Origin of the sequence: Massilia polaris, from assembly GCF_012927275.1 — a bacterium.
In the GTDB taxonomy this organism is placed as follows: Bacteria; Pseudomonadota; Gammaproteobacteria; order Burkholderiales; family Burkholderiaceae_D; genus Telluria_A; species Telluria_A polaris.
The window spans coordinates 332,129-355,027 of the sequence record NZ_JABBGG010000003.1 but is presented as its reverse complement, the minus strand read 5'-3'; the positions used below and the strand labels follow the sequence as shown (position 1 = coordinate 355,027).

Annotated in this window: 16 protein-coding genes and 3 pseudogenes; 12 read left to right on the top strand and 7 right to left on the bottom strand. The window is 62.6% G+C overall.

What is annotated here, in order from left to right; translation table 11 throughout:
* Positions 1 to 141: 141 nt before the first annotated feature.
* From HHL21_RS07825 to HHL21_RS22025, 4 genes are all read right to left on the bottom strand, one after another.
* On the bottom strand, positions 142 to 5,649 hold the full coding sequence (locus tag HHL21_RS07825) for a trifunctional serine/threonine-protein kinase/ATP-binding protein/sensor histidine kinase (RefSeq protein WP_169464689.1): 5,508 nt from the start codon (positions 5,647 to 5,649) through the stop codon (positions 142 to 144).
* Positions 5,646 to 6,041: a response regulator transcription factor gene (locus tag HHL21_RS07820; RefSeq protein ID WP_206085657.1), complete on the bottom strand. Its 396-nt coding sequence runs from the start codon at positions 6,039 to 6,041 to the stop codon at positions 5,646 to 5,648. The genes HHL21_RS07825 and HHL21_RS07820 overlap by 4 nt, the downstream gene beginning before the upstream one ends.
* Before the next feature lie 163 nt (positions 6,042 to 6,204).
* Positions 6,205 to 6,813, bottom strand: coding sequence for a response regulator transcription factor (locus tag HHL21_RS07815; protein WP_370659682.1), 609 nt, complete (start codon positions 6,811 to 6,813; stop codon positions 6,205 to 6,207).
* 112 nt (positions 6,814 to 6,925) lie between these two features.
* A complete protein-coding gene (locus HHL21_RS22025) occupies positions 6,926 to 7,267 on the bottom strand; it encodes an OsmC family protein (RefSeq protein WP_308640223.1) in 342 nt (113 codons plus the stop codon).
* Between the two features lie 295 nt (positions 7,268 to 7,562).
* Between HHL21_RS22025 and HHL21_RS22115 the strand changes: the two genes are divergently transcribed.
* The 3 genes and pseudogenes from HHL21_RS22115 (at position 7,563) to HHL21_RS07795 (ending at position 8,749) form a co-directional block, all read left to right on the top strand.
* Positions 7,563 to 7,985 carry a hypothetical protein gene (locus HHL21_RS22115; RefSeq protein ID WP_169464734.1) on the top strand — a complete coding sequence of 141 codons (423 nt, stop codon included), beginning with the start codon at positions 7,563 to 7,565 and terminating at the stop codon, positions 7,983 to 7,985.
* Positions 7,986 to 8,051: 66 nt separating this feature from the next.
* A pseudogene (locus HHL21_RS07800) lies at positions 8,052 to 8,303 on the top strand (transposase); the annotation flags it as partial.
* A gap of 125 nt (positions 8,304 to 8,428) precedes the next feature.
* Positions 8,429 to 8,749, top strand: coding sequence for a hypothetical protein (locus HHL21_RS07795; RefSeq protein ID WP_169464687.1), 321 nt, complete (start codon positions 8,429 to 8,431; stop codon positions 8,747 to 8,749).
* A gap of 103 nt (positions 8,750 to 8,852) precedes the next feature.
* Here HHL21_RS07795 and HHL21_RS07790 read toward each other — a convergent pair whose 3' ends face one another.
* The 3 genes from HHL21_RS07790 to HHL21_RS07780 form a co-directional block, all read right to left on the bottom strand.
* Positions 8,853 to 10,076: a hypothetical protein gene (locus tag HHL21_RS07790; protein WP_169464686.1), complete on the bottom strand. Its 1,224-nt coding sequence runs from the start codon at positions 10,074 to 10,076 to the stop codon at positions 8,853 to 8,855.
* A 188-nt stretch (positions 10,077 to 10,264) separates the two neighbouring features.
* Positions 10,265 to 11,128 (bottom strand): restriction endonuclease, encoded by an 864-nt coding sequence (locus HHL21_RS07785; protein WP_169464685.1) that lies wholly within the window; start codon positions 11,126 to 11,128, stop codon positions 10,265 to 10,267.
* 164 nt (positions 11,129 to 11,292) lie between these two features.
* Positions 11,293 to 12,192 carry a VOC family protein gene (locus HHL21_RS07780; RefSeq protein WP_169464684.1) on the bottom strand — a complete coding sequence of 300 codons (900 nt, stop codon included), beginning with the start codon at positions 12,190 to 12,192 and terminating at the stop codon, positions 11,293 to 11,295.
* 125 nt (positions 12,193 to 12,317) lie between these two features.
* Between HHL21_RS07780 and HHL21_RS07775 the strand changes: the two genes are divergently transcribed.
* The 9 genes and pseudogenes from HHL21_RS07775 to HHL21_RS07740 form a co-directional block, all read left to right on the top strand.
* Entirely contained in the window at positions 12,318 to 12,998 is a 681-nt protein-coding gene (locus HHL21_RS07775; protein WP_169464683.1) for a TetR/AcrR family transcriptional regulator, read from the top strand.
* A 51-nt stretch (positions 12,999 to 13,049) separates the two neighbouring features.
* Complete coding sequence (locus HHL21_RS07770; RefSeq protein WP_229496180.1) at positions 13,050 to 13,751, top strand: TetR/AcrR family transcriptional regulator; 702 nt, start codon at positions 13,050 to 13,052, stop codon at positions 13,749 to 13,751.
* A 184-nt stretch (positions 13,752 to 13,935) separates the two neighbouring features.
* Positions 13,936 to 15,024, top strand: coding sequence for an efflux RND transporter periplasmic adaptor subunit (locus HHL21_RS07765; RefSeq protein ID WP_169464682.1), 1,089 nt, complete (start codon positions 13,936 to 13,938; stop codon positions 15,022 to 15,024).
* Positions 15,021 to 18,074 carry an efflux RND transporter permease subunit gene (locus HHL21_RS07760; protein WP_169464681.1) on the top strand — a complete coding sequence of 1,018 codons (3,054 nt, stop codon included), beginning with the start codon at positions 15,021 to 15,023 and terminating at the stop codon, positions 18,072 to 18,074. Before HHL21_RS07765 ends, HHL21_RS07760 begins: the two co-directional genes overlap by 4 nt.
* A gap of 11 nt (positions 18,075 to 18,085) precedes the next feature.
* The gene (locus HHL21_RS07755) at positions 18,086 to 19,447 is read left to right on the top strand and encodes a TolC family outer membrane protein (protein WP_229496178.1); all 1,362 of its coding nucleotides are present in this window, start codon (positions 18,086 to 18,088) and stop codon (positions 19,445 to 19,447) included.
* 8 nt (positions 19,448 to 19,455) lie between these two features.
* Entirely contained in the window at positions 19,456 to 20,892 is a 1,437-nt protein-coding gene (locus HHL21_RS07750; protein WP_229496176.1) for a patatin-like phospholipase family protein, read from the top strand.
* Between the two features lie 12 nt (positions 20,893 to 20,904).
* Positions 20,905 to 21,027: pseudogene (locus tag HHL21_RS22295) on the top strand (ubiquitin family protein); the annotation flags it as partial.
* Between the two features lie 411 nt (positions 21,028 to 21,438).
* Positions 21,439 to 22,101 (top strand): HAMP domain-containing protein, encoded by a 663-nt coding sequence (locus HHL21_RS21905; RefSeq protein WP_308640225.1) that lies wholly within the window; start codon positions 21,439 to 21,441, stop codon positions 22,099 to 22,101.
* A pseudogene (locus HHL21_RS07740) lies at positions 22,034 to 22,663 on the top strand (SDR family oxidoreductase); the annotation flags it as partial. The gene HHL21_RS21905 and the pseudogene HHL21_RS07740, both read left to right, overlap by 68 nt.
* Positions 22,664 to 22,899 lie beyond the last annotated feature (236 nt).

Genomic DNA, 22,899 nt, shown 5'->3' with positions numbered 1-22,899 from the left:
ACGGTTGTCTTGTATTGCGCCTTGGTCGAACGGTTCGGCCCTGTGGTATTGACACGCCCAGGCAAAGTGCGGGCGGCGCATGCCGTCGTCAATCAGCAGACAGTGCGCCTATACGGTCGGCGCATCGGACTAAACCTTGGTTCATTGGAGGGGAGGGAGGGTGAACCTGAAGGCGGCGCCATGTGGCAGTGCAGGATCCATCCATAATTTGCCGCCGTGGGCATCGATAATGGACCGGCAGATAGATAGACCAATGCCCAGTCCGCCCGCCTTGGTGGTGTAGAGCGATTCAAAAGCGCGCTCGCGGTTCTCCGTTGCAATGCCGGGCCCGGTGTCGCTGACGGTCACGAGCAAGTCGTGCGATGACACCGCCTCAGTGACGATCGTCAAGGTGCGCAATGCGGCATTGGCACTGGCCATTGCCTCGATCGCATTGACGATGAGATTGAGCATGACCTGTTGAAGCTGAACGCGATCGCCTCGAACCGACTGCACTGCCTCGGCGAGCTGCATTCGCACCGTCACCTGATGTTTCGACATCTCGCCCCTGACAAGGGAGATCACTTCCTTGATGGCGTCATTGAGGGCGACCTGCTCCATATGGGCCGGCACTTTTCGGACCTGGTCGCGGATCCGTCCGATAATTTCGCCAGCCCTGTAGGTATCGCCTACCACGCACTCGAGCGCTTCGATGGCGTCGCCGATATCCGGTGGATCGGAGGACAGGAATCGCAGTGCAGCGTGCGAGTTGTTGCGCGACGCACCAATTGCCTGATTGACTTCATGGGCGATCGAGGCGGCAAGCTGCCCCATCGTTGCCAGGCGGTTTGCGTGAGCCAGGTCCATCTGCAAAGCGCGCAGCGCCTCCACGGCCTGCTTACGCTCGGTAAGATCGAGCACGAAAGCGACGCCTTGGTCGCCGCCGGTTTCGAAGCTTGCCACGCCAATCAGAACAGGCACGCGGCTGCCGTCCTTCCTGAAGAATTCCTTCTCGAACGGCTGCAGGCTGCCGGCCATTTTCAGCTGCGGCACCAGGTACTGTTTGTCGCGTTCGCGCCACTCCGGCGGCGTCATATCGGTCCAGCGGACGCGTTGCGAGACCAAATCCTCACGGTCGTAGCCGACGATACGCAAAAATGCATCGTTCGCCTCGAGAATCCGTCCTGCGGTGTCGCTTATCACGATCCCGATGATGTTGGCATCGACCAGCCGCCTTATTCTTGCTTCGCGCACGGCGAGGTCGCGGTACAGCCGCGCGTTTTCCATCGAGCTTGCCGCCGCGGATGCGAGCAGCTTGAGGACCGCCATGCGCGCCGGCGTGAAGGCGTGAGGCATCAGGCTGTTTTCAAGGTACAGCAGGCCCAGCATGGTGCCCTGCTTGAGTATAGGCATACAGAGCACCGAGCGCGAACGACGAGCGAAAATGTAGTCGTCAGCCGCGTACGGGCTTAGACCCGATGCATCTCCCAGCACCAGATTTTCCCTGGTGCGTACAACATAGTGGAAAACCGACTCGGGAAGATCGGCGGCAGTCACGCTCGTTTGCCGCAGATCCACGTCCACCGCGTCGGCGCGGATCGTGACCTCCGCTTCGATCCGGTACTCATCGCCTCGCGGTACGATCAGCAGGCCGCGCTGCGCGCCGGCGTGCTCGATGGCGATGCGCATCAAGGTATCGATCAGCTTCTCCAGGACAATCTCACCCGACACAGCTTCGGAAACTTTGATCACGGTTGCCAGATCGAGGTGCTCGATCTGCACCTGCACCGTCGTAGCCGGTTCCGCTCGGCGATGGTCTGACCGGATGTGCGGATAATATTGATCGAGTTGCTCGACCTTGCCCTGGGCGCCCCAACGATGATAGCAATACCTCGCCTCCCGCAGGTAGGCGTGTGCGATGGTCTCGAAACCACGTGCGGCGTAGAACTGGGCCGCCAGTTCCGACGCCAATGCTTCGATGTGAACGAAGCCATTGTCGCGGGCGGAGCGGATCGCCTTCTCGTACCATTCAGTGGCCTCGTCCGGCCTGTTTTCAATCCGGGCCACTTCGGCCCGGACCAGCGCGTACCGGTCCTGAAAATTTTCGGGGCAGTTCTCGGCCCAGTGTTTCAACCTCTTGAGCTTGTCTTTAACGATACTGGTGAACTGCTGCCGCTCTTGCAGCGGCGCCTCCGGATAAAGCGCCGTGACGGTCAAGGCATAGTAGAAATGGTGGGAAGCCTCAATCGGGGTCGCCATCGCTGCTGCGAGCATTGGCTCGGCTTGGCGTGCGAAAATCAACGCTTCGCTGTGCCTGCCAAACACGACGGCCAGCATTTGTTTCATGATCGGATGGAACGCCAGCCCGCAGCCAAACGCAGCTCTCTCAAGTATGGCAAGCGAGCAGCACTCGTCAAAGCCGGCAGCGTCGAACATGAGCGGAGCGCTGGTTCGTCCCTGCAGGCATGCTAAAAATTGCAGCTCGAGTTCGATGGTTTCCCGCACTGCGTCGTTGTGGCTTTGACGGGCAAACTTGGAATTGTCGGCAGCAAGCATGCTGACCGCGCCGATTTCATCGCCCCGTTCAATCGCTTGCCAGACGGACAGAAACGCAAGATGGCCTGCGTAGACCAGGTCACCGACTTCGAGACAGGCGCGAAATCCCTGTTCCAGGATCGGAATGCCAGTTGCAAACGGACGGCGCCAGAAATTGACATGATCGCCATGCAAATGCAGCAGGGTTCCGCGCAGGCGCACATTTTTGAACTTTTCGTTAAGACGCAGTGCCATTTCGGAAAATTCGAATGCTTGCGCCATTTCACCGTAGACTCCAACCAGCATCAGGGCATGCACTGCGTAGGCGTAGCTCGACTGGTCGGTGTGCCCGAACTGCAAGGAATAGTTCACGGCCCGCATGACCACCAGCGGAAACAGCTTCGGCCTGCCGTTGTAGGCACTGGGAACGGCATCGACGAGCAGGTCGATGATGGCCCGTACCTCCGGGGAATCGGCAGTCGGGGCGTCGAGCAGTTCGCCAATCTGGCGTCCACGCAGGTTCTCGCGTACGGCACGAAATTCTGCGTCCGCCGCTGTCTGGATCGCCTCGTCCGACTCCGGGAAGCCGACCCCGAAAAGCCGTAACGCCTCAAGCGCGAACTCGAAGCTTTGGTTGTAGCTGTTGCCAACCTGGTACACCTTCATCCGCAGGCTGTAGATGCGGGCGCGGTCGAGATCGGAGCAGGCATTATCGAGCATCAGCTTAAATAACTGGTCTGCCGCCGCAAAATTTCCGACCAGATATTCACTCTCGGCCAGGAGAAGGTGAAGCTCGAGCGTTGCTGCGTTGGCCTGCGCCCAGCTGTCTGTGGCAGTGAGCGCTGCAGCTTGTGCGAGGTAATCCCGCGCAGCGCCATAGGCGATCCCTGCCTTCGCCCGCAGCCCGGCGGATATATTCAGTTCACGCAGTGTGTTTTTCTCGTTCACATCCGAGATCAGGTCAACGGCGTAGTTAAGTTGGTTCACCACGGCGAAGATCCACTCGGCCGTGGGCTCCGCTACGCCCGCTGCAAGCAGATGGCGGCCGATTCGCAGGTGGGCATCGGCGCGCAGCGCTGGCGGAATTAGCGCATACGCGGCCTCCTGTACACGGTCATGCGAAAATTGGTAGGCAGCACCAAGCCGGACGATAAGGCCGGCCTTTGCCGCGTCCTCAAAGGCTGTGTGAATCTGTTCCTCGGGGCACTTGCGCACAATGGCGAGCGTCGCAAACTGTGCGATGTTGCCGAGGCAGGCGAGCTGTTTCAAACTCTGCTGTGCGGCCACGGGCAAACGTTTAACTTTTCCCACCATCAAGTGCACGATGTTATCGGCGTATCCCTTGGCGGCGATGCGCGGGGCGTCCCACGTCCACGCCGCAGTTCCAGCATCAAAGTGCAGCAGCGACTCGATCGTCAGCTCGGACAAGAATTCGATCGTGAAATACGGGTTTCCGCCCGTCTTTTCGTTTATTAGGCACATGAGCGGATACGCGCTTTGCTCGTCGCAATGCAGGGCGCCTGCGATCAGCCGACCCAGATCGCCGGGAGCAAGCGTTGCAAGCTTTATTTCCCTTACCGGTGTGCCGGTTCGGCGCATCGCGTCGAACGCCGCTACCAATGGGTGAGAAGACCCGACCTCGTTGTCACGGTAGGCACCGATCAGCAACAGGTGGCCTATCTCACGCTGACCGATCAGCTCTTCGACCAGTGCAAGGGTCGCTTCGTCAATGCTTTGCAGGTCATCGAGAAAAAGGATCAGCGGGTGTTCCGGCCGCGCGAAAACCTGGAGGAAGTTTCGGAACACCATTTGAAAACGGTTGCCAGAGTCCTGCGGCGGCAAGTCGGGAACAGGACACTGTTTGCCGATGACGAGTTCAAGTTCGGGAATGAGACTGGTGATGAGCTGTCCGTTCGGATTCAGGGCGCCCTGAATGGCATCGCGCCAGTGAGCCAATTCCGGTTCACTGGCGCGCAGGATCATGTGTACCAGGTCCCCCAAGGCCTGGGCCAGTGCGGCATATGGGATATCTTGCTTGAATGGATCGCATTTTCCTGCAGCAAAAATTCCCTGCGACGTGTGCAGCGTCTTTTGCAGCTTGTTGACGACAGACGATTTGCCTATGCCTGAATATCCGGAGACGAGCATCAGTTCAGAGCTGCCTCCACTGGCCACGCGTTCGAATGCAGCAAACAGCGCCAGGACACTGTCCTCGCGCCCGTACAAGGTATCGGGAATCCGCAAGAGATCGGGGATGTCGTGCGAGGACAACACAAATGGACCAAAGTCAGCCGTCAGCTGGTACAGGGCTAGGCAGTGCCGCAGGTCCGCGTGCAGGCCCGCAGCGGTTTGATATCGATCCTCCGGCGTCTTGGAGAGTAATTTCATGATGATTGCTGACACCGCAGCGGGCACGCCTTCAGTCCGTTCGGCGGGGGGCACTGCCTGTCGCGCGATATGGCTGTGCACCAGTTCCATGGGATCTTCCGCGGCAAATGGCAGTACGCCCGTGATCATTTGGTACAAAGTCACGCCCAGTGCATATAGATCGCTGCGCGCATCGATAGCGCAATCCATCCGTCCGGTCTGCTCGGGCGCCATATACGCCAGCGTGCCGGTGATCGTCTCGGGAGTCACTTTTAGCGCACGCCTGTTCGGAACATGTGCGGCGATGCCGAACCCCGTCAGCCATATTTTCGCCGCAACGGGGTCGACGACGATGTTGGCCGGCTTGAGGTCCTTGTGAATGAGTCCCTTGCCGTGAAGCAGGCCCAAAGCGCCTGCCAACTCAATGGCAAGACGCAGAAACGGGCCGGTCGCCATGCGATGATCCATGAATTGGTCGAGTGGCGCACCAGTGCTGTACTGAACAAGCAGAATAGTGCGTCCGCCTTCATGCAACAGCTCCAGCGGTTGCAGCGCCCACGCCTCATCGAGCGAGCTCTTGAGCTCGTATTCGTGTGCCAGGCGGGTGATGGCTGCCCGCGATTCATGGCCGGAGCCGGCGCTTCCGGCTATATAGGCGTATTGATCGCCCTTGGCGTCGTCATGGCGCAGTTTGCAAAATCTTCGGTCGGCGCCTTCCCACAATACCTCGAGGCAAGCGTCATCGAATCGAAATCCCGGCGCGTTCATCGGGGGGCTCGTTTCGCCAGGTTGCAAGCAAGCGCGTGGCGGAGGCAGTCGATCAAGACCGCTTCGTTGAGCGGCTTGTTTAGATAGGAAATGACACCTAGGTCGAGCATGCGTTGCCGGACCGTCTCTTCGGGATACGCCGTGATCAGAATCGTCGGTATGGTACGCCCCGTCTTACGCACGGCTACATACAGCTCCACACCGGTCATGCCCGGCATGTGAATATCGGCAATCAGGCAGGCATTATCGGACAATTGCGACGCACCAAGAAATTCGGCCGCGGACCGGAACAGCGACACCGAGTAGCCGTGCGACTTCAGCAACCGTCGCATGGAGTCGCCAAAGGAAGGGTCGTCATCGACGACATAGATATGGAATTGCTCAGGCAACATATCCTCCGGTACGTCACTTGCGGCCTTTACAGTCCACCCGGTAGCATTGGTGAGCACTACCGCATCGTGAATGATACTACCCTCGCCAAAAGCGACCCCTAAACCTTGGTTTAGGTTCAGCCCGCCTGGCGACGCGTTGAAGGAAATACGCCTGCTGCTGCAACTACGCGCGCTCGGGCTTTTTCTGTAAGAGCTTGAGCTGGTCCGCGAATTGGCACAGTTCTGGGAGCGATTGTGCCCCGATCTTGTGCATCATGTTACTTCGATGCACTTTGACAGTGGTTTCGGTAATGCCAAGGGCTCCTGCTATCTGCTTGTTCAGGCGGCCCTGTACGACTTGTATGAGGATCGCGCGTTCTCGAGGAGTCAATTCAACGAATCGTGCACTAAGCGCAGTGAGGCAATGTCCCTGCACCCTGCGCTCGCGGTCGCGATCAATCCCCACGTTGACCGCGTCCAGGAGATCTTGATCCCGAAACGGCTTGGTGAGAAATTCAATGGCGCCAGCCTTCATTGCCTGCACCGTCATTGGGATATCACCGTATCCGGTGATAAACACGATCGGGGGCGATGTGCCGGCAGCAGCAAGATCGCGCTGAAACTCCAGACCGCTTCGCCCGGGCATCCTGACATCCAGGATGAGACAGGTAGGAACATCAGGCAATTCGGATTCGGTAAATTCAGCGACTGAAGCAAATGAGAGCGAATACAGACCGGCTGAGCGCAAGAGCCTTTCGAGCGAATCGCGAAACGCCATGTCATCGTCGATCACGACAACGCAAGTATCGGACATGGCATCCAATTTCGTTTGCGATCGAGGTTCCATTGGAACTAGGTCCATGACGTTGAGGGTTATAACATAGTATTTCCTTGGACGTGGACGGTCAACTAATCATTTCCGGTAACCAGCCGGGGTGATGTGTCCTGGCGGCTTCCGCTTTCTTTGCAACTGGACGCGTCCGATGACTCGGCCCACGCGTCGCCAGCCGCCGTGCTACAGGCGTCAACTTGACGCGCTGATAGGTGGTGACGCTCGGGTCCACGTCGATGTTGCCGCGTGTTGCCTTGGAATAGGGGCAGATCGCGTCTGCCGCATGGGCGATCTCCAGCGCCAACGCTTTGTCCAGTCCCGGGACGATCAGGTTGATGCGGCTCTGGAGGTGGTAATCCCCCCGCCAAGTCCAGGATCCACCTCGATCTCCAGCGCCGTATTGCCTGGAAGTCATACCTTTTCCTGCGCCACGACGCCGACACTGCGGCCATATAGCAGGCCGACCACGCGCCGGCGAACAGCTGCTCGGCCACCGCGTGCGGTGCAACGGCTTCAAACGCATAGCCTCCGCCAGTTCCATTGGCTGGCGCGGAGAGATTGATCTCGACATTGCCCTCGTGATTGCCGGCGATGACTCGGCCGTCTGGCGAGGACGTGCGGGTCTTGCCGGTCAACAGAACCTTGTCGATCTTTTTCATGGTTCACTCTTGGTGCAGGTGACAAAAGGATAGGCTTGCTTCGCCTTTAATATCCCGATCAAGAAGACGGGAAGGAATCTGTCGTACTGCTTCAAATCCGAGTACAACGCGCTTACCGAGGAAAAGAATCAAGTACATACGAGATCGTTGCATGCGGAAGAGAATGCTTTTCTTCAGCTATCCAAATATGGAAGCCATGGAATTTTCGGGGGTGTGCTGTTCACGACCGCCCGTCCATGCGAACTTTGTTCGAAAAAGGCGTATCAACTTGGCATCTCAAGAATTTACTACGTAGACCCGTATCCGGGTATCGCCGTTCGGCACGTATTGATGGGAGGCGAAAATCCTCCTAAATTGTTGCTTTTCTACGGTGCTATTGGTCGCGCATTTCATAAACTCTACAACCCAATCCTAGCTTACAAGGATGAGCTGGCGACGCTGGTCCCGCCGATAGAAGCTGACGTGTTATCGTAGGGTACCTCGAAAAACCCTCGCCAATCTGGCATGATATCGCTGCCTCGAATCTGACGTAGATTTTTCATGATCAAGACCAGTCTGTTTGCCGACCAGGAACGTGAAGCGAAGCTGAACAAGCTTGGCGACGCGCTGCGGGTAATGGCGGAGCACGTCGATTTTGCTGCCTTGGCGGCAGAAGTCGACCGCGCCGCACCGCGACCCGGCCGCGAACGCGGCGGCCGCCCGCCGTTTCCCACCGAGTTAATGGTGCGCGTGCTGCTGATTCAGCAGTTGTTCAACCTGAGCGACGCGCAGATGGAATTCCAGCTGCTTGAGTCTGACCAAGAGCCAGCATTCTTGGATGCGACGGCAAATCGCTTTTTGGCTGAAGCGCGTTCTTACTATGCTGCCGCGGCCTCGCTCAGGATTTCGTAGTCGACCATGGATACGAAGTTCTCTTGATGACGTGGCTGGGCGATGCCGCCAACGACGCCATTGCCTGCATCCTCCGCCATAGAGGGTTTACCGCCTATGCGGCCGGTCCAGGCATCGAAGTCATCAAGATGGGAGCGACCACTGACGAGATTGCCGAAGCAATTCTCGATGCGGCTTTGGATGAACTGCCGGAACTTGACGTCTTGCTGGAAGACGCAAAGAACCTACAGCGCGAAAAATGGGACTGGGCGCTGCCGGACAGTTTGCTGCGCAAAGGGTACGCAAGCCTCTACTTAAAGATCGAAGAGGGACTGGGATGGCTGAAGTCGTATGCCCGAATTGCCTAATTTGTTTCCGGCGGGTTGGGCGGTTGCAACGCCACCCAAACATAGACTTCCCGTTTGTAGAGGTTCGACGACCGAAATTTTACAACTATGAAGGTCCGCCTTTTCAGTATTCCAACTGCCGCCCCAACACTCGCCCAATAAACTCACCACCGCGGCTGGCCGCAATCAGCGCCTGCACATCCGCTTTAACGACCGCCACATCCACGCCCGCGGCGCCGGCCGCCGCTATCACGGCCGCGTACGCATCCAGCACGTCGATGCCTGTAATGTCGTAACCCCACCCATTCGCGATACCTCGCAGCGCCGTCATGCCGGCCGCGAGCGCGAACTCCGGTCGTTCCTCGGCAAAGTCCCTGGCGGCGCGTATCAGTGTCCGCGGGTCTGATGGGCTCCGCTTCGCGAGCTCGATGGCCAGCTCAAAAAAGCCCGCATCCTTGGCAGCAGCGAACCACTTGCCTTCATTCCCTGGCTGGCTTGCAACTAGGTCACGCAAAATGGTCTCCCGTGGCATGTGCGGATATTTCTTCACGATTGCCTTGAATGTCGCCAGGTTGGTCGTCGCATACGTCGCTTCGACGGCGTATCGCGCATACGCCTCATCTGCAAACCCCGAGTCCAACAGAACAGCTTCGCAGAACGCCGCAATGGCCGTCAGAGGCGCGTTCAACCCTTTTGAGCCCTCCGCGTAGCGGATGGCCTCCGTGGGCTTGCCGGCGGCAGCCAATGCCTTCGCACCCCATATCCGGAAGTGCCAGGATTTGTTCTTGTACTCGGACTTCGCTATCAATGCGAGCAGCTCGTCGTGACGCCCGGCCGCGAACAGCGCGCTTAGGCAGGCGGTGGTCCCCTTGAAATATCCATATTCGCTGCTGCTTGCGCAGTGCTCCCACATTGTCGTCAACGTCGGCGACAGATAATCAGCCCAATGTGCCGCGATTTCTGGCGTCGCGCACATGTCGCCCCAAAGCTCTCCAAGGTGCTCAAGGTACGGGATGTCGTCCTCCTGAAGGGCGTCCCACAGACGGTCCAGCCATTTCTCTCGCACCGCACGGCTGACCTCGGCCTTTGCAATGATTGGGACGAGGGTCTCGATGGCGCGGTTGACCGCAGAGCCAATGCCGCCCGAAGAGCTGTCGACTCGCTCAATCGCCGGCGCTAGCTTCTCTAGGAACAGCACGGCCCCCTCGGCGGCCAGGACCGGCTCCTTCTTCGCGACAGCTTTGATTTCAGTGAGCGCTTCTTTGATGCGTTGGATTGGCGTGTCCGATTTCCAGCCGAAGGCGTTGCGGCGGAAGCGGGGGGCGAACTGCCATTTGTATGTGCTCATGAGTCGATGGTGGATGCTGAGTGATTGGCATTGAGATGTGCCACTGGTGAGGTCGCTAAGCGCCCACTGAAGGCGGCTTTCTTATGCATAATTTTAGCTCTCCCATTACTTGGAACCAGGCGAGTAAGCATCGTATAACGCGAACTTTACGCGCTATATAGTTCCTACAGCCATCTCCGCGAATGGTTTCACGCCGCCTTCAAGACGCCCCGGCATCCGGGAAACTTCGAGCATCCCCAAAACGCATTGCCGGCTGCGCCGCCTTTTTTTGAGCTCCGCAGAACCATGGGCACCCCGCACTTTGGACAGAGGGGAGTCATTATCGCTGCTGGGGCCTTACCCTGATTTGGCTTCACCGCCGGCGTCAGCCCCGAGGTCTCCTCCTTTCGGGTCTCAGCCACCATCCTAAGCATCTCTGCCGTGTGCACCAGCTTGATGGCGCGCCCCTCGGCGAAGCTGAGGGCATCACTGGTGAAGTCTCCGGACGCAACGACGAATCCGCCAACGGCGCCTTCGGCCGCCATTACTCCGTAGAGCTCCCGGACAGTAGCGACGCGAACTTTCAGTGACTTCCATTGCTTGCATTGAACTAGATATTTGTCTGACCCCATCCGCAGCTCGACGTCAACACCGCCATCTGGCCCCGCACCACCTCGCTCGATAACCTTGAAACCGTTTCGCCGGAATACTTCCGCTGTTAGGTCCTCGAACTCACGCCAAGACATCTTCTCCAGCGCCCCCCGGTGGGGCGCTGCGGCAACCGTGTTGTGAAGTTCGGAATGCTTACGCCGTTTGAATACCGAAATCATGGCTCCCAAAGCGAATGCAAGGGGCACCACGTACTGCAGGACACTTCCAGCAGTTCGCAGCAGAACGCCGGTCAATGCGGCTCCAATGTTGGCGGTCCCAGTCTGCACTGGTGTTGGCGGCATGGCGGCAACGTGATGGAACCCGAAGTACGCGGCGCTAGCTAGAATTAGTGAAACCTGCCACGGCAGCTTGGCAGCAATATGGGCGATGTCTTCGAACAAGGACTGCTTTTTCTTGGCCATGGATTTTTATCGGAAGGCGTTACGTTTAGACGGGTGATTGTAACGGTTGAACAGTGCGACGCGATACCAGTGGTTTTAAATTGCCAGTATCTTCCGTAAGACGCACGGGTTTTTTGGAAAGATTAACCGCGCTTCGCAAGGGGGGCATATATCGTATAAACGATTTAACTTATTCCCCGCTCGGTGGCGCCATCGACCTTCCTTCGAGCGGTGAGAAGTTCCACGATGTCCTTGACCACCTTCTCCATGCTTTTATTGCCGAGGGATGTGGCCGGATAATCTGATTGGTCAGGTCCCTTTTGGCTGTTGTAGAGGTCAATGATAGCTGCTTTGGTCCACCGCTTCTTGCTGCTGAGCGGAGAGAATGCCATGTGCTCTGGCGACAGAGTGAACCCTTCTCCAGTCGCGTCGATAACGTGGCGTGGTGCCATGTCCGAAAACGTAAAGGCCGTAAGACGTTTTTCGCAAGCCGGCAAAGTCGACCGTCTGCAGCACAACGTGGCCAAGCCGACCACGGCGGCCGGCACCAGCGGCGGGCGCACGGTGGCATTCACGCGGCGCACCTCGCCATGGCAGTTGGCGTAGGGGTGCAGCGGGGCGCGCAGCGGCCGGGGGATGGAGGGGCGCTGGCCGGTCACCAGCCACAGCAGGTTGCCGGCCGGGTCCATCAGTTCGACGCCGCTGCCGCCGCCAGGGATGTCGGCGCTGTCCAGGCGGCGTGCACCGGCGTCGGCCTGCAGGCGTTCCAGTTCGGCTTTTGAAGCGACGGTGAACGCGGCGCCGATATAACGCGCGCGGCGGCCGCGCCGGGCCACGTAAATCGCCGGGGCGCTGCCATGTCCGCGCATGGTCAGCTGCTCGCCGCCGCCGGCTACCTGCAGCATGCCGAAGTCGTCCAGGAAGGCTTTCGTGGCAGGCAGGTCGGGCTTCTCGAACATCAGGAAGGCCAGGGACTGCGCCTTGATTAGCGCCGTCGGCCGCTGCAGCTTCTGGATGCCGGGCGGCAGCGCGCTTTCCGGATAGGACGGCGGCGTGCGCAGCCCGGCCGGGGAAGTGTCATTCATTGGGGTCTCCAGTCTCATTTGGCGGCACAGTAAAGGCCGTCCGTTTTGTCTATGATGCTGACATTATCGTCAGCATGACTGGTGTGTCAACAAGAATCTGCGTACAATGGACCGCAAGGACGATTATGAATACTGAAGATAAAGAGAATCACCGCACCCGCGTAGCGGCCAGCCGGCGCGAGAAGACCCGCGCCAGATTGCTGGAAAGCGCGCTGCTGGTGTTTGCGCAGAAGGGCCCGCACGCGGTCATCGAGGACGTCATCGCCCACGCGGGTATGGCGCGCGGGTCGTTCTATAACTACTTCCGCACCAATGAAGAACTGTTGGCGGCAGTGGCCGGGGAAATCAATGAGGAGCTGCTGCGCGCGATCGATCCGGTGGTGCTGCGCTGCGACGATCCAGCCGAGCGGATTGCCTGCGGCACCCGGCTGATGCTGCACGCGGCGCGGCGCTTCCCGCTGTACGGCAGCTTCATGGCGCGCCTGCCTTTCCCGGCCGCGAATAACAGCCTGCTGGGGACGCACTTCCTGGCGCGCGACGTGGCCGCGGGCATGGCGGCGGGCCGCTTTGGCGACATCGGCCAGCGCGTCGGCAGCGACATGCTGGCGGGACTGGTGCTGAGCGCAGCGTATTCGGTGGCGCGCGAGCCGCTCGAACCGGACTATCCGGACGCCAGCGCGCGCGCCATGCTGCGTGCGCTGGGCCTGGGAGAGGCGGAAGCGGCGCGCCTGGCGGCGCTGCCGCTGCCGGCCTTCGAACTACCGCCGGACTCGCTGCTGCGGCGCACCCAGTTGTTCAACGGTTGACACACATGCAATCTGGTATCATCGCGGCGTTTCCCACAGACCGGACCGACTATGCCCGCCAAGTCCCTTGACCATCGTCCCCGCGTGGCCGCCGAGCGGCGCGAGCGCATGCGCCAGCGCCTGATCGAAAGCGCCATGATCGTATTTGCCGAAAAGGGCGTTGGCGCCAGCGTGATTCCCGACGTGGTGGCGGCGGCCGAGGTGTCGCAGGGCTCCTTCTATAACTACTTCCGCAGCAATGAAGAGTTGCTGGCGGCGGTCGCCAATGAACTGAGCGGCGAGATGGTGCGGCTGATCGAGCCGGTGGTGGGCGACATCGCCGACCCGGCGCTGCGCGTGGCTACCGCCATCCGCTGCTACCTGAACCTGGCGCGCGGCCACCGCCTGCTGGCGCGCTTCCTGGCCGCCGCCGGGCTGCGCATGACTGTGCAGTACCAGGCCACCTTCCGCTACCTGCCGGCCGACCTGGAAGAGGGGCAGAAGCAGGGCGTGTTTGCCGACGTACCGCTCGAGATTGCGCTGGACCTGATCGGCGGGGCCGGCATCGCCGCCCTGGACCGCATGGCGCGCGTGCGCACCCGCAAGGCTTATCCAGACGCGGTTACCGCCGCGATGCTGCGCATGCTCGGCATGGGCGTGGCCGAGGCCGAGCGCCTGACCGCGGGGCCGCTGCCCAAGCTGACGCCGGCTGCCGACTCGCTGCTGGCGCGCGCCCAGGCCCGCGCCGACGCGCAGGCGCCCGCCGCCGCCTGATTCACCCCGCCTTCCTTCCTACTTTCCCACCCTGATCTACCTGGCCGGCGCCCCTGCGGGGCGCCGGCCGTGTTGCGTTTTTTCGTCAAAAAGTACCCAATGTCAGTTTGAATTAACCGTCATAATGACACCAACGTCGTTTTGGTGTATATTCTGTTTCACCTGACATTGGAGGACATCTGAAGTGAACCTGAAATTTAAAAAGGCCGCCCTTGCCATCGCGGTAGCAAGCCTGCTCGCCGGCTGTTCCAAGACACCGCCTGCCCAGCATGAGGAGGTGCGCCCGGTGCGCACCGTCGTCGCCGGCCTGAGCGATGGCACCGTGGGCGCCACTTATTCGGGCGAGATCCGCGCCCGCTATGAAAGCCAGCTCGGCTTCCGCACCGGCGGCAAGATCGTGGCGCGCCTGGTCGAGGTGGGCAGCCATGTCCAGCGCGGCCAGCCGCTGCTGCAGCTCGATACCGCGCAGGAAAGCCTGCAGCTGGCCGCAGCCAGCGCCGAGCTGGACGGCACCCGCAGCCGCGTGGCGCAGGCAAAGGTCGACCTGCAACGCGCCGAGACCCTGCTGGCGCGCCAGTTCGCCTCGCAGGTGGAAGTCGACCACCAGCGCCTGGCGCTGCAGCAGGCCGAGGCGCAGCTGCGCGCGGCCTCGGCACGCCAGCAGCTGAACGTCAACCAGCGCGGCTACACCACCCTGGTGGCCGACCGCACCGGCGTGGTCAGCGCCCTGCACGCGGAAGCGGGCCAGGTGGTCGCAGCCGGCCAGCAGGTAGTCACCGTGGCCGCCGATGGCGAACGCGAAGTGGTCATCAGCATCCCCGAATCGCGCGTCGACGAGCTGCGCCAGGCGCGCCAGCTGGACGTGTCGGTGTGGGCCCATCCGGGCAAACGCTGGAGCGGCTCGCTGCGCGAGCTGGCGCCGGACACCGACAGCGTCACCCGCACTTATTCGGCGCGCGTCGCCATCGCCCAGCCGGACATGACCCTGCTGCGCCTCGGCATGACCGCGTCGGTGCTGGCGCCCGATGTCGATGGCAAGCGCGCCATCCGCCTGCCGCTGACGGCGATCGTCGACGGCGGCGGCAAGCGCAGCGTGTGGGTGGTCGATACCAAGTCGCAGCGCGTGGCCGCGCGTGAAGTCAAGCTGGGCAGCGCCCAAAACGACAGCGTGTTGGTGACGGCCGGCCTGTCCGGCGGCGAGACCGTGGTAACCGCCGGCGTGCACATGCTGCAGCCGAACCAGCAAGTGCGGCTGGGTGGAGGCGCGAAATGAAAAACGTCAACCTGTCCGAATGGGCGCTCAAGCACCAGCAGATGATTGCCTTCCTGCTGTTGCTGCTGACGGTGACCGGCATCCTGGCCTACCGCAGCCTGGGCCAGAAGGAAGACCCCGACTTCACCATCAAGACCATGGTGGTGCAGGCGAACTGGCCGGGCAGTGCAGCCCAGCAGATGGCCGACCAGGTGACCGACCCGATGGAGCGCGTGCTCCAGGGCGTGGCCGAGATCGACTACATGTCGACCTACGTCAAGCCGGGCGAGACCCAGATCAAGATCAACCTGCGCGACGCGGTGCCGCCGTCCAAAATACCGGACGTCTGGTACCAGGTCCGCAAGAAGCTGGCCGATATCAAGCACACGCTGCCGCAGGGCGTGCAGGGGCCGTTCTTCAACGATGAATTCGGTGACACCTACGGCAATATGTACGCCCTGACCGGTGACGGCTTCAACTACGCCGACCTGCGCAAGATGGCCGACGACGCGCGCAATGAATTCCTGCGCGTGGGCGACGTCAACAAGGTGCAGCTGGTCGGCAAGCAGGAGGAAAAAATCTATGTCGAAATGTCGACCGCCAAGCTGGCCTCGCTGGGCGTCGACCCGGCGCTGATCGCCACCACGCTGGCCCAGGCCAACGCGGTGCATGCTGCCGGCAGCGTACAGACCGGCGCCGAGCAGGTGCGCCTGACCGTCAGCGGCGAATTCGATTCGGTGGAAGGGATCCGTTCGATCGGCATCCGCGCCGGACAGCGCACCTTCCGCCTTGGCGACATTGCCGAAGTGCGGCGTGGCTTCGTCGAGCCGGCCGTGATGCGCATGCGCTTCAACGGCCAGCCGGCGCTGGGCCTCGCGGTCAGCATGCGCAAGGGCGGTGACGTGATCCGCCTCGGCCAGCAGCTCGATGCGACGGTTGCGCGCATCCAGGCCAGCCTGCCGGTCGGCGTGCAGATCCACTCGGTCAGCGACCAGCCGCGCGTGGTCGAGGAATCGGTACATGAATTCAAGAAGAGCCTGGCCGAAGCGGTGCTGATCGTGCTGGCGGTGAGCTTCTTCTCGCTCGGCATGCGCACCGGCCTGGTGGTGGCGCTGTGCATTCCGCTGGTGCTCGGCATGACTTTCCTCGCCATGTACCTGCTGGGGATCGACTTGCAGCGCATTTCGCTGGGCGCGCTGATCATCGCGCTGGGCCTGCTGGTGGACGACGCCATCATCGCCGTGGAAATGATGGCGCTCAAGCTGGAGCAGGGCTGGGACAAGACCCGCGCGGCCACCTATGCCTACACGGCCACCGCTTTCCCGATGCTGACGGGTACGCTGATCACCGCGGCCGGCTTCCTGCCGGTGGGCTTCGCCAAGTCGGGCACCGGCGAGTATGTGTATTCGCTGTTCCAGGTGGTCGGCATCGCGCTGATCCTGTCGTGGGTGGTGGCGGTGCTGTTCACCCCGTGGATCGGCTTCAAGCTGCTCAAGGAAGAACCGCACGCCCACCACGACGAGAACGCCGTGTACCAGCGCGGCTTCTACGTCAAGTTCCGCAACGTCGTCGACTTCTGCCTGCGCCGCCGCGGCTGGGTGATTGGCATCACGCTGGTGGCTTTCTGCGGTTCGCTGGCGCTGTTCAAGACTGTGCCGCAGCAGTTCTTCCCGTCCTCCGACCGTCCCGAGCTGATGGTGGACCTGTGGATGCCCGAGGCATCGACCTTCGAGGCCAGCGAGCGCGAGGTGCGCGAACTGGAGCGCGAGCTGAAGGGCGACCCGGACATCGAAGCGGTCACCAGCTTCGTCGGCGAAGGCGCACCGCGCTTCTACCTGCCGCTCGACGCGCAGACCCCGAACCTGAACCTGGGCGAGATGATGGTGATGACCAAGGGCGGCGAGGCGCGCGAGCGGGTGGTTGTCAAGCTGCGCAAGCTGCTCGACCAGCGTTTCGCCAATGTGCGCGGACGGGTCAATCGGCTGGAAAACGGTCCGCCGGTCGGCTATCCGGTGCAGTTCCGCGTGTACGGCAACGATCCTGTCAAGGTGCGCGAAATCGCCGCCAAGGTGAACGCAATCGTGCGCAGCAACCCGCATGTGCGTGCGGTCAACCAGGACTGGGGCGAGCGCGTCAAGCGGGTGCGCGTCGACGTCGACCAGGATAAGGCACGCGCCCTCGGCGTGAGCTCGGTCCAGATCAAGGCGGCGCTGGAAGCGTCGCTGTCGGGCACGCCGATCACCCACTACCGCGAAGATGACCAGGCAATTGCCGTCACCGCGCGCCTGGTGGCCTCCGAACGCACCGACCTGAACAACCTGAAGGACGCCAAGATCTACCTGCGCGAAGGCAAATTCGTGCCGGTGTCGCAGGTGGCGCGCCTGACCCTGGACAGCGAGGAAAGTGTGCTGTGGCGCCGCAACCGCATCCCGACGCTGACGGTACGCGCCGACATCGCCAACGCCCAGGCGCCGGACGTCACCAACGCCGTGTGGGCCAAGCTGGAACCGCTAAACAAGTCGCTGCCGCTCGGCTACGGCATCGAGATCGGCGGCGCGCTGGAATCGAGCGCCAAGGCGCAGGCCTCGGTGTTTGCCGTGATGCCGGTCACCGCCGTGGTCGTGCTGCTGCTGCTGATGATCCAGCTGCAGGACATGAAAAAGATGGGGCTGGTGCTGCTGACGGCGCCGCTGGGCCTGATCGGCGTGGCCATCGTGATGGCGGCGTTCCAGATTCCATTCGGCTTCGTGGCGATGCTCGGCGTGATCGCGCTGGCCGGGATGATCATCCGGAACTCGGTGATCCTGGTGGTACAGATCGACGAAGACGTGGCCAATGGCGCGCCGCTGTGGGATGCCATCGTGGAATCGGCGGTTCGCCGGCTGCGCCCGATCGTGCTGACCGCGCTGGCCGCGATCCTCGCGATGGTGCCGCTGACCGGCTCGGTGTTCTGGGGCCCGATGGCCTGGGCCATCATGGGCGGCCTGGCCGTGGCGACCGTACTGACCCTGATCTTCCTTCCCGCCCTGTACGCGGCCTGCTACGGCGCCACGCGCCCGCAAGCCGCCTGAGGAGAATATAAATGAACAAGCAAATGAAACTGAACGTGAAACTGAAAACGCTGCCGGCGCTGCTGGTCCTGCTGCTGGCGCTGCACGGCGGCCCGGCGTGGGCCATGGATGTGTCGGACGCCTACCGCCAGGCGCTGGCCTACGATCCGTCCAGCCTGGCGGCCGACCAGGCCCTCGAGGCCGGGCGCGAGAAAGCGGTGCAGGGCGACGCCCTGCTGCGCCCCCGCGTCAACCTGCAGGCCAGCGTGACCCGCCTGCGCCACCACAGCGGCGAGACGGCGTCGCAGCTGCTGTCGGAATCGAGCAGCGGCACCGCACGCGAGGCCACCGTGCAGATGGTACAGCCGCTGTACGACCGCGGCGCCACGGCCGGCCGGCGCCAGCTGCGCGAGCAGACCACGCTGGCGCAGACCGAGTTCGCCGCCGCGCGCCAGCAGCTGGCGCTGCGCGTGGCGGAAGCCTACTTCGGCGTGCTGGTGGCCGAGGAAACCCTGCGCGTGGTGCAGGCCGAGCTGGCCGCCGTGGGTAGCCAGCACGAGCGCGCCAAGGCCCGCTTCAGCGTCGGCCAGGACCGCATCACCGATGTACAAGAGGCGCAGGCGCGGCTGGATGGGGTCAGGACGCGCGAAGTGTCGGCCCAGTCGATGCTCGAACTGCGGCGCGCCCAGTTCCGCGAAACCACCGGCGCTGCGCCGGACGGCCTGGCGCCGCTGTCGCCGAGCTTTGCGCCGCAGCTGCCGCAGCCGGCCGCGCTGGCCGACTGGCAGGCGCGCGGCGAAAGCCGCAGCACGCTGGTGCTGACAAGGCAGTCGGAGCGGGCGATCGCCAATGCCGAGCTGTCGAAGAACCGCCTGGCAAGCCGCCCGACGATCGATGTGGTGGCCAGTTACGGCGCCAAGCAGCAGAGCGGCGGACTGTCGCCGCTGGTGGCGCCGGACGGCGAGCGCACCGGCGCGATCGGACTGGTGCTGAACGTGCCGCTGTACGCCGGCGGCGCGCTCGACTCGCGCCAGCGCGAGGCGGTGGCCCGCCTCGGCCAGGCCGACAATCAACTGGCGGCGGCGCGGCGCGATGTGCGCCTGAAGGTGCAGGAAGGCTACCTGGCCGTCACCACGGGGGTATCGCGCATCGCCGCCCAGCAGCAGGCGCTGACCTCGGCGAGCAGCGCGCTCGATGCCACCACGCGCGGGCGCGATGTCGGCAGCCGCACGGCGCTGGACGTGCTGGACGCCCAGCAGCGCCTGTACGGGGCCGAGCTGGAGCTGGTGCAGGGCCGCGCCGACTATCTGCTGGGCCGCCTGCGGCTGGCGCTGGCGGCGGGCGAGCTGGACGAAGACAGCCTGCGCAGCCTGCGGCCGTGGCTTGCGCTGTGAGGGATGGCATGATGCGACCCCTCCTGCAAACTCCGGCGGCGCGCCTGGCGCGCACCTTGCTGGCGGCCGGCCTTGCCGTTCTGCTGGGCGCCTGCTCGACGGCGCGCCCCTGGCTGAACCAGCCGATCACCGGCACTTCGCCGGCGCCGGCGGCGCTGGTGCCTGCCGGCGCGGACGGCCGTCCGCACTCGATCATCGGCGCCGTCACGCTGTCCGGCGGCGGGGCGCGCGCCGCCGCCTTCGGCCTGGGCGTGCTGAAGGAACTGAAAGCCACCGGCTTCGCGTGGGAAGGGCGCCAGACCACCCTGATGGACGAGATGGGCCTGGTCAGCGGCGTATCCGGCGGCAGCGTGCTGGCAACCTATTACGTGGCCTTCGGCGACGAAACCTTCACCCGCTTCGAGCCGGATTTCCTGATGCAGGACTTCCAGGCCGGCCTGATCGCCCATGCGCTGTCGCCGCGCTCCCTGTACCGCATCAGCTCGCCGTGGTACGGGCGCAGCAACCTGCTGGCGGAAAAACTGGACAAGCTGTACCGCGGCAAGACCTTCGCCGACCTGCAGTCGCGGCGGATTGGCCCGCGCCTGCTGGTCACGGCCAGCGACCTGACCACCGGCGCCCCGTTCGAATTCACGCCGGAACAGTTCGCGCTGATCTGCTCGGACCTGAACAGCGTGCCGCTGTCGTTTGCCGTGGCCGCATCCTCGTCGGTGCCGTTGCTGCTCAGCCCTGTCACCGTGCGCAACTATGCGGGCAGCTGCCCGCAGTCGCGTCAGGCCGCGGCGGCCGCGCGCGGCGCCGACAACCTGCAGGCGCGCCTGCTGCATGCGAGCGTGCAGAGCTACCTGGACGCCGCCGAGCGACCTTACCTGCACCTGGCCGACGGCGGCCTGATCGACAACCTCGGCGTGCGCGGCCTGCTGGTGCGCACCGTAGCGGGCGGCTCGCTCGACGCCAGCTTCCAGCACCTGCCGGCCGGCGCGGTGCGCAAGATCGTGCTCATCAGCGTCAATTCCGAGCGCGACATCGGCAGCCGCATCGACCGCAGCGCCCGCGTGCCCGATACGGGCCAGGTGCTCGATGCGCTGGTGTTCGGCGCCGGTTCGCGCGCCACCGGCGAAACCCTCGAGGCCATGAGCGACAGCGCCCAGCGCTGGCGCGAGGAACTCGAAGCGGTGCGCGGCACCGCCGGCAGCCCGTTCGCGGCGGACGCCGACATCCATATCATCAGCGTCAGCCTGCGCGACGTCCACGATCCGAAGGCGCGCTCGGCGCTGCTGCAGGTGCCGACCGCGCTGACCATCCTGCCGGTCCAGGTGGACAAGCTGCAGGAAGCGGGCCGCGCCGCGTTGCGCTCCTCGGCCGAGTTCCAGCGCCTGCGCGCCAGCCTGGCTGACGCGGACGCGGGCGCACCGGAGCAGGGCATCATCCATTCAACCAAATAACAAGAGAGCAGCATGCGACAGAATCTTCCCGTCACCGCCGTCGAGTACCCGCTGGCAGATGGCAGGTACATCGTGTCCAAAACGGACCTGAAAGGCCGGATCACCTATGTGAATCCGTATTTCATCAGAATTGCTCCGAGAAACCCTGTCCTTCAGGGCAGGGAGTGAAAGGAGCCGGGCGCGTAGCGCCCGCAGCCGTCCAAGTGAAAAAATGTTTTGAACTTTGTTGTTGGGACATGGTCAAACTCCATAAGTGGTTCAGTATGCGATTGCGCGCTGGGGCATGAGTCACCTGTACCGTTTTTTCCGATCCTCAGTCGCCTTTGGCGAGGTCGAGAGATATCCTGCGGATTGAATAAGAAGCTGGGCTACTTTCAGTCCGGCTTCCGTCTGGGGCATCAGACGCCAGCAGTGGGAATCCCCTTCCGTTTACGAAGTGCCTTCCGCCAGGGACAGTTGGTGCGTAGCGGGCTGGCGGGACTGGCATCCCGCTTGCTGGGCTCGTCGCTGCGCTTGCGGGTGGCGGGCGCCCTGGTGGCAATCGCAATGCTGTTCGCAGCGATCGGCGTGGCCGGCCTGACGCTGCTCGGCGGGCCCCTTGGGGCGCTGTTTGCCGGCGCCGGCGCGCTCGGCGTGGTCGTCATCGCCTTGTTGGAATTCACCGTGCGGCACTCGGTCGGCATACCGATGCAAAGGGCGATCCAGGCGGCGCGCGCCATCGCGGGCGGCGACCTGAGCTGCCAGATCGGCACGACCCGCAGCGATGATGTCGGGCAATTGCTGCGCGCCATGCGGCAGATGAACCTGAACCTGGTGGCGATGATCGGCGACGTGCGCGGCAATGTGGATACGATGTCGGCCGCGACACGCGACATTGCTGCCGACAACACGGATCTGTCGGCGCGCACGGAACGGCCAGCGACCGGGGTGGAGGAAACCGCCTCCAGCATGGAGCAGTTGGCGCGGGCGGTGCGCCAGAACGCCGGCAACGCCAAGGTGACGAGCGGGCTGGTGTTGCAGGCCACGGTGGTGGCGACGCGCGGTGGCGAGGCCGTGGCGCGGGTGGGCGAGACGATGGGCGCGATCAGCAAGGCCGGCAAGCGCATCGAGGACATCATCGGCCTGATCGACGGCATCGCCTTCGACGCTCGACAGCGCCAGGGAACTCATCGGCGGGCAGACGCTCGCTATGCGAAACGACCAGGGTAACGTGGACGACGACAAATTGCTTGCCGCGACACTGGCGTCCAAGGGCCTTTCCCTCGACGCCGTATTCATCAACGCTGGTGTCGCCAAGTTCGCCCCGTTTGCCGACGTCGTTGAAACGATGTGGGACGACACTTTCGATGTGAATGTCAAAGGACCTTATTTCCTGATCCAGGCGCTGACACCGATCCTGAACAAGGGAGCTTCAGTTGTGCTGAACGGGTCGATCAATGCCCGGATCGGCATGCCAACCTCCTCGGTGTACGCGGCAAGTAAGGCGGCCCTCATTTCGTTGTCAAAAACGCTGTCCTCTGAGTTGCTCGCCAGCGGCGTGCGCGTGAACGTGGTCAGCCCTGGTCCGGTCGCCACGCCCTTGTACGGACGCCTTGGAATGCCTTCCCAGCAACTGGATGAAATGGCTGCGGCTATTCAGGAGCAAATTCCGCTTAAGCGTTTTGGTACGTCGGAAGAAGTGGCGAGCGCCGTCTTATACCTCGCTTCTGCCGACGCCGCGTTTATCGTCGGTACCGAGTTAATCGTCGACGGCGGTATGAGTCAGCTCTAATCGCTACCATAGGGAGTGGCGGGGCACAGAAAACTTGCGGCCCTTCCAAGCTCTCACACGCTCTCCGAGCGTGGGAAGTTAGGGAAACAAAATGCGCTGGACATTGTCGCGCTGCTCGTCAGCCGATTTACTCGCGCATTGGTGATGCCTGAACGATAATGAATTTCAGCGACGCAGTTCCTGCTTGCAGCCAAACCTGATCGCCTCGCTCACTCTCCGTCACTTTACAGGGACCC